Origin of the sequence: Neobacillus dielmonensis (genome assembly GCF_000612665.1) — a bacterium.
GTDB classification, from domain to species: domain Bacteria; phylum Bacillota; class Bacilli; order Bacillales; family Cytobacillaceae; genus Neobacillus; species Neobacillus dielmonensis.
The window spans coordinates 173,529-181,751 of record NZ_HG942076.1; the positions used below are offsets into that span (position 1 = coordinate 173,529).

Sequence of the window (8,223 nt, forward strand, 5' to 3'; positions counted from 1 at the left end):
ATTAATTCCTCCTAAGATAATCACTATGATTGTTTATTGTTAATTTGATATGGCCATTCATTATGTCTTCCAAGAAATCGCCAATCAATGTTTTCCTATACTCCAGGCTGCAATCTGGCTGCGGTCGATAAAGATTAACCGCTAAAACATGGACGAGCATATCCATTCCGAATTCAGGCAGCAGTTTCTCCAGAACCACTTTTAAACCATCCCATTTTCCATAGAGGGCATCCCCATAGTCAGCAAACAGTTTGCCTCCTTGCAAAATATCAATATACCTCTCTACGAAATCTTGGCTAGGCTCCTCCTCTAAAAACTCAAGCCCTGGAAAAATACCTTTCCTGTAAGTCTTTTGATAAAAAGTTAATACTCTTTCTCTCAAAAGATGTTCCGGTACCTGGTGAAGTCCTGTCGTATTGGTGCTCGGTTTAATTTGAACTTGCATCGCTTTATTCCAACCTTGCGTGAATACAATCGCTCGGCCTGTATCTAGATAGGACAGGAAGTTTTTTTGCTCATCCGTTAGGGCCATCGTGTTTCCGATTGCTTCCTTATCATCCCTTGCAAAAATCTTATGGACAATTTTGGTGTTGGTATTTTTTAAAACCTCCGAAGTCAGCTTATCAGGAATTTGGTCGACAATGATCAGGGACTCCCCATATTTGCGAACCTCAGCAAGCATGTCCGTAAACACTTCCACACTCTGCTTTTTGTTCATGCTTTCACCCGGGACGTACTTGCTCAGAAGCCTATGGGCTTCTTCCACAAGCGTAATATGTTTAAATCCCGGCTCCTTAATAAACTTTGCTTTAATCGCTTCCGTTAGGTTTGTTAAAATAAATCCCATAATCAGCGACTTTTCGCTGCCGCTTTTGATTTCCTCCAACTCCAAAATCACTCTTTTTTCAAGCAAAGTCTCGAAGTCAACTGATTTTTTGGTATTTAGGATTAAACCTTTAGAACCAACCAGCAGCCCCTGCAACCTGGCTTTGATCGAGCCGACATAATCGTTTTTGAGCCGGTCATCAAAACCTTGGCTGACTACTACTCTCTCAATCTTAGCTAATAAATCTTCAAGTGTCGGAAACGCGAATACTCCATCCGCAAATGGGTCTGAATACATTTCATTCACATTAGTGGAGATATTCCACCCGTAGTCCTCGTAACATTCGTACACAGCGGACTCGAGAATCTGCGGAATGGCCGCTTCCATATCAAAGGAAGCCTCCAGGCTCGCCATGATCATGTCCACTCTTGAAGTGATGCTCTCGTGGGGGAAAAATTCAAAAGGGTTAAGCCGGAATGGCGCAATCGTGTTTTTCCCCAGCGTAAAAATCAGTAGGTCATCATATTGTTCATTTAGAATGCGATATTCTGTTTTGGCAGGTTCAATGACGAGAAAAGGCAATGCGCTGTCCATCAGCAATTTTTGACAGGTAGTAGTTTTTCCACTCCCGGTAACTCCCGTAATGAACACATGCTTATTTAAATGTTCTTTATCCAATGAAACTTCAATCGTATCCAGAACCCGGCCGCTTTGGACTAAATTGCCCAGCGAAATGGTTTCCTCCTTATTGGCAGGAGAGGAGAAATTCAGTCCAAATTCGACTTCCTCTTTAAGACTTAAACCCACCACTTCCTTTTGCGGCAAACCGGCAATGAGGCTCAGTTCATTGGTGGAAAGCCAACTGCCCAAATAAGCTTTTGTTTCGGTCACAAATTGAGACAATAGCGCCCGGGCATACCTTTCATCGCTGCTAAGATTGGCAAATTTCCCATTCGGGAGCTGGAACTTCTTGAAAAACGGTGCATATGGCTGGTCTTCCGCCATATTCAGCCTAAGCGGAACCTTATTGCCTTTACGGCCAGAATATAAGGAGCGCATGGTGTTGCCCAGTTTAATTAAGTTGCCTTTATTGTTGGCTAAAAGAAAGGCATTTGTAATAAAGATTCCTTTACTTTTTCCATAATCTAACCTTGGTAAGATAACTTCATCTAGATATTTAAGCCATTCCTGGGCTTCTTTGTTAATCCATTCAACCGTAATTGCCTGATTCTCGCCTTTGGTGATGGTGGTCGATTCAGAGGCAGAATTCCCGGTCGTCTTGGAAGTGGTCGTCCCCGTACTGACAGAGGTGCTATTGCTGGTACTTGTCCCCCATGAATCAGACGTGTTGCTGCCTTCCGAGCCGGTTTCAGCATCACTTCTTTTGTTATCATTCGAGTTCTTCGTCGTCGACTTGGAGGTCTGCTTTGTGGTTCCTCTGCTCCCTCCCTTGTTGTCACCAGTACCAGTAGAGTCGGATTTGGAATAACTTTGCCCCTCTGATTCTGAGTAATTGACAGTCTTGGTCTTGCCTTCATTGCTGCCGATGCTCGTGCCTTCCTGGATATTTTTCTTGGTTAAGGGAGCAATCGCCGAATAGGCAAGATTTACATTTCTTTCAACTTCCATGATTGAATTCTGGCCAAGGGGGCTGGCGATAATCACCAACCCGAACTCATCGCCGAGCATCACATCAATTAACCTGTCGACCCCCTGAAAGTCTTTGTTTTCCTCATTAATTCCCGGAACCCCTTCGAGAAGTGCCGAGTGTTTCAAAGAATGAATGGTCTCCATCAAGGACTGTTTATCTTTCGGTGTCACTTCTGAAATGGTGCTGCCTCTAAAGTTTCCCTGAAGGCTTGGTTTTAAAATATCACTGCCAATATCACTGATGGTAATTGGCAGTTTTTGACCATAGTTCAAATCCCTCGCTACCCCAAAGTAAAACTGTACGCCGCTTCTGTTTCCCAAAATCAAATAAATAAAGCTGACACCTTCAATTTGTAGGGCGCTGATAACATTTTCAAACGCTTCTTTCCGGGGGGCTTGATCATCGAAAGTTAACTCCACAATTTTATACAGAGAAAAATCATTTGGCCGGAACTCTTTTAAAAATTCCGTTTTCAGCCGGCTATTATTGCCTAAATAGTAGTGGTCCTGGTTCGAAACAAAGTCTAGTATAAATTTATCGTTATCCATTAGGAGCCCTCTTTGCCATTAAGATAATTCCAATTTCATAATATCGCCTAAGAAATTCCCTGTTGTGATCCCATCTTCGGTTGCCGTAACATACTCAATGACAGTCGGGCTGACCGTACGAACGTAAACAAACGCTGAATCATCGACTCGATCAATTTTGCACTTCTTTCGGGAGGCATGATGGATATCCATCTGGTTTCTACTTGCTTCAGGAAGGCTGGTATAATACAGCTCGAAATCCTCTTCAGATGCATCAATAAACTCATGCCATTCGTTATAGGCTTCTTCCCTATCAAGGACGACCCTGAATTTTCCTCGTCTGTTCATACCAATAAAGTACTTAAATTTCACTTCGTCGCCAACCACATTATGGTCAATAACCTTAATTCTTCCGCCCTTTCGGCTTTGGACCAATCCAAACGCAACCCCTGTTTTCCCTGTTGGACGCTCGATGGCATTTCGGTCAAAGGTGATTCCCCACTGTTCCATCTTCTCGTAAGCCTCATCCGTTCCCAGCGGCGGAAAAATTTCAAAATACCGCTGATTGGTTTCATTCAGCCGATTAATACTTTGAGTCTCTTCTTCTATATATCTTTCAAACAAGTTTTGTACAATGGGAGAACGGCTTGAGTTACCGGCTAAAAAGATATGGACATTTTGAACCGAACTGATTTCTGCCTGTTCAAAGGAACGCCGGAGTGAGTCAAAGAAATTGCGGATTCCTTTTTCAATCCTCGATTCAATCAGTTTTTCCAGACCTTCTCGGTTAATATATAGTTCGACATTGGTCTTAGAGTTTCCGTATTTGTCAAAAAGGGTAACTCTGATCAGTCCCATGTCATAATCAATTTCAGCATTTTGATGGTTTTCCCATAAAGGACGAAGTACTTCCATTAGCTGTTTCATATTTAACTTGGCTTCCTGTGAATCACTTAGCAGCGTTTCACTCCCTGCAAAGCGCTGGCATTCCGGTGGCAGCACAAAGGAGATTTCTGCTTCCCTAAGCTTGTCCTGATTGGCTTTAAACACCTCAAAAGCCAATAATTCCAATAGGTTTTCACCGCCCAAAAATTTATCCCCACCTGCGGCAAAATGTTCAATGACAAAATCGTAGCGTCTTTCTTTGCGCCCCGCTTCACGCCAAATTCCAAAATCAAAATCGGTCGTGCCTCCGCCGAAATCAAACACGCCATAAAAAAACTTTTCTCCATCCATTGGTTCAAAGCCATATTCCTGCAGGGCACAGATGGCGTATGCTGCCGGCTCGCTGGCCCCACTGACAATTCTAAATTGGGCCATCTCTTGTTCATTCCGTAGAAGGGATGGGGGCAAGGACTTTTTGATCCCTTTTTCAAAGCTGTCGAGAATTTTTTCACGGGCTTCTTTTTCATACGTCACAGGAAAGGACAACATATAATCAAGGTAGATGCCATGATGCTGATTATTGATATACAATCCGAGATAATAGGCATATAACTCAATTGGATTAAGGTCGTCTTCCCCTACATCCAAAAAAGAAGGAAGCACGACATCTTTCCCCATTTTGTCCTTTAATCGGATTTGCCGCTGTTTATCTCCGGCCCATTGCTTGATATCCGTCAAAAAAGAATAATAGTGTTCACTAGGACTGTTCATCAACTTGTTATAGGCCGTATGGGAGACCGTCATATCCTCCCAGCTGGTATTGGGTCTGCCTATTTTTAAATGGTATTGGGTCAAGAAGCTATCAAGGTCAATAAACTCCATCACCGTTGGATTTTCAAAATGTTTTGGTTCCACCTTTTGGTTAAAATGTCCAACCCCTACACGCATCGGCAGCGTATAGTCATTGTTTTCCTGATAAACCACTACTGTGCTCTTGGTACCAAAGTCAATTCCAACCACACCGCTTCTCTTGATATCGGCAACAGGGTTCCGGGCAATCAGGCTTTCATTCAATGTCACTTTCACCAGATCCTGACGATCCGCTGCTTCCCACAAATCCCAGTGGCCCCTGTTTGGGTCCGTAAGTATTTTAGAATCATAAACTTCGATATCGGCGCGTTCACTTTCACAATACAAAAGCTGGTCATAGAATACTTGAGAATCCAATATAACGTTTGATTTTGCTTCCAACATTTGATTCTTTAATTGTGCTTTATCAAAGTGAATATTGCCAATGGAACCCGTAAACTTTTGATTCAGAACATCCTTCCATAACTTAGAAGACTGAATCTGGAGATTCTCATCCAAGTAATTGAGTTCATGTAATTCTATAAGAATGGTAAAGATCTGAGAAAATTGCTCATTTAAGTTTGCTGGAACGAGTCTGTGCTTCATCCATAATTTTATAGCATCTTGAAAGCCCAAATTTTTTCGATTGCCTAATCGATAAATGGGCATGACGATCCCCGGCTCATCCCGAAGACTACCATCATCGATATCGTATCCCCCTAAGGAAATGGAGGACTTTTTATAAGCCATTCTAAGAGATTTATCAGATCCGTTATAAATAAGATTATTCCCTGATTTAAAAGGGAAATTTTCACTGCTATTGTAACTGGTTCTTAATTCATCCAGATTCATGAGACGGCCATTGTAACCACTAAACTGGAACTTGTTTTCGTCAATATTAGCGATTAACGTATTAGAGGTTCTTATGCATTTATAATAGGTTAAATCAGGAAAAAGCGCGCCGAGTTTATTATTGTAATAAACCCCGTTGGCCATTTTTACCCAATTTTCGCTGATTTTTTTGGTAAAGTACTCATACAGTTTAACGGCTTTATCGTTAAGATGGTCTACTGTTTGCAGCATAAGATTTTCTAGGTATGTATCGATTATCGCATCTACTTCATTGGTGTGGACGTAGAGATAATTTTGTACTTTTGTATTTGCTTCCATGACGCTCCCCTTAAATCCTGACAATTGATTTTTTTACTACCCTATTGGTAATGCTGTTGAAATACCCCTCTAACAGAACCTCAGAAATCACTCCGATGACCTTACTATTTCCTCCTCTAATATGATAGTCCTCACTAAATCTTTCTCCCGCTGCAGTCTTTAATAACTGAAAGACAGGTGTGTCAAAGATTTTGTTATAGGCATCAAAAAAGAAAGAAAAGATTTGTTTCAGGGACGCTAAATCTGTCTCTTTGTTCTCAATGGTTTCTTTTTTGATAAATTCCCACAAGGAATCAATATTCTCTCCCTGAACCCCACAATATAGGAATTCTGGTAGAGAGTTCCCTTTGAATATGCCTCGCAACGAACTGCGAACAGGAGGAGTAAGGCCTAAAAATAGGGTATATACTTTTTCAAGATTTAGATAATTGTCTTTATACCTTTGCAATTCAACTTGCTGTTGTTGAAGCTGTTCATGAAAATATGTACGTTCAGTGGATAAGACTGCTTCCATTTGGGTTTTTTCCTGTTTGAAAACCGCTATAGTCTGATCCTTAGAGTCTATTATTCTTTGATACTCCTGCAACCTTGATTGCAGCTCTTCTATTTGTTGCAGCATCTGCTCCCTTTCTTCAGACTGTAACGACCCTGTTTCAACTCCTCCTAATATTTGACGGATTTTGACAGAAACCTCTGGATGATCCAAAGCTTCCAGCAACTGATTTATAAATAAATTATCAAAACTCATGGAGACCTCCACAAATGGTAATAGTGAAAAACACGCTTATCTTCCCAGGACCATTATACCATATGATAAAAAAGCCTTATTACTATTTTCTGATAGAATTTTCCTTCTATTATTCAGCAAAACCTTCTATACTAAACGAGTAATTTGAGTTTTCCGATAATAACAAGTAGTCCTACTTTTGTCGTATGAGGCATGTAACTTTTATCTGACCTAAGTGGGTATATAAATTTTTTGAGGAGGATAAGTAGTGGGATTTTTAAAAGGACTTGGAGCAGGTGCGGGTTGGCTTGTAGGGAATGTCACCGGGGGGATCATCAAAGGAGTTGGGGAAATCACCCATTCTGATTTCATTCGAGACGTGGGAGAAGGCGTAAAAAATTCAACTGAATTTGCAGGTAAACAATTGGGGAATCTTGCAGAGGGCGTTTGGAATGTAGGAAGCGGATTAATTACAAAAGATGATAGTAAAATTAATCAAGGATTTGATGATCTGGGTGAAGGCGTTAGTAAAACAGCTAAAGCTGTTGGACAAGGCATTTCTGCAACAGTCAGTAACATCGGGGATGTAGCCGGAGGACTAATGGACGGTAATTCTGATCGTGCTTTAGCAGGTGCTAAAAATTTAGGGAAGAGTGCATTGATTGTGGCTCTGGGTGTTTCCATTTTAGATATGGCTGATATTGTGGACATTGATGGGAACGAAGGTGGCGCTGATGGCGGCCACAATGGTCAGGTAGCGATGGGAGATGAGAGTATTGAAGTGGAAAATCCCAATCAGCACGATGTGACTCCCCATTGGAGAACTTTATCTGATGGTCGAGAAATATGGGTTGACGGTGACGGTGATACCACTATAAATCGAAGCATTGAAGACGGTGGCGGTTGGACTCAAACGAATCCAAACTATGAGATTCCTACAGAAGAGAAGGCCTAGGATAATTATATAACGATAATAATTCTCCCATCGCAATTAATATAAAAGTTATACTTGAGTCATACTAATAGTTGTGTGAGATCAGAAAAATCTTCAGAGCAAACCAACGCAAGATTTCTTCTGTATTTTCCCACAAAAAAAGGGATACTGATTTTTTCGGTATCCTTTTTTAAGCTCCATTTGCGTTTTAAAACTAAATCAGAAAGCGAGATGGAATAATCGTGGCAGAATCAGGAATGAAACGGGATCAAACAAGAGAACAAATTGAGAAACACGACAAAAGGAATGATATTGAATTAGGCAATGAATATCAGATCGGAAACACAGGCTCACAAAGCCAGAAAAAAAGCGGACGCCAAGTCAATAAAAAATAACAAACAGAACTCCTTTTAAAGGGTTGCAACTGCTTTTACATTAATTGACTACCAGACGGAAGTAGTAGCTTATTGTATTATACGATTGCTTGAGAAAACCACCCGTCCGGTCGCTACTAGCTTTTATAAACGACCGGACGCTTGGAAAAACCGCCAGCCCGGTCACTTATAGCCTTTATAAACGACCGGTCGCTCAGAAAAATCGCCAGCTCGGGCATTTATAGCCTTTATAAATAACCGACCGACCGGAAAAAACGCC

5 protein-coding genes are annotated in these 8,223 nt (G+C 41.3%); 2 read left to right on the forward strand and 3 right to left on the reverse strand.

Going from position 1 to position 8,223, the window contains the following annotated elements; genetic code table 11:
• Position 1: 1 nt before the first annotated feature.
• Genes BN2425_RS17385 through BN2425_RS17395 form a run of 3 tightly spaced genes read right to left on the reverse strand, consistent with a single transcriptional unit; the run spans position 2 to position 6,656 of the window.
• The gene (locus tag BN2425_RS17385; protein ID WP_052352935.1) at positions 2-3,025 is read right to left on the reverse strand and encodes an ATP-binding protein; all 3,024 of its coding nucleotides are present in this window, start codon (positions 3,023-3,025) and stop codon (positions 2-4) included.
• Positions 3,026-3,043: 18 nt separating this feature from the next.
• On the reverse strand, positions 3,044-5,908 hold the full coding sequence (locus BN2425_RS17390) for an acetate and sugar kinases/Hsc70/actin family protein (protein WP_052352936.1): 2,865 nt from the start codon (positions 5,906-5,908) through the stop codon (positions 3,044-3,046).
• A gap of 10 nt (positions 5,909-5,918) precedes the next feature.
• Positions 5,919-6,656 (reverse strand): hypothetical protein, encoded by a 738-nt coding sequence (locus BN2425_RS17395; protein WP_042462064.1) that lies wholly within the window; start codon positions 6,654-6,656, stop codon positions 5,919-5,921.
• Positions 6,657-6,903: 247 nt separating this feature from the next.
• Between BN2425_RS17395 and BN2425_RS17400 the strand changes: the two genes are divergently transcribed.
• Entirely contained in the window at positions 6,904-7,590 is a 687-nt protein-coding gene (locus tag BN2425_RS17400; RefSeq protein ID WP_042462066.1) for a hypothetical protein, read from the forward strand.
• A gap of 221 nt (positions 7,591-7,811) precedes the next feature.
• The gene (locus BN2425_RS22815) at positions 7,812-7,964 is read left to right on the forward strand and encodes a hypothetical protein (protein ID WP_195891962.1); all 153 of its coding nucleotides are present in this window, start codon (positions 7,812-7,814) and stop codon (positions 7,962-7,964) included.
• Positions 7,965-8,223 lie beyond the last annotated feature (259 nt).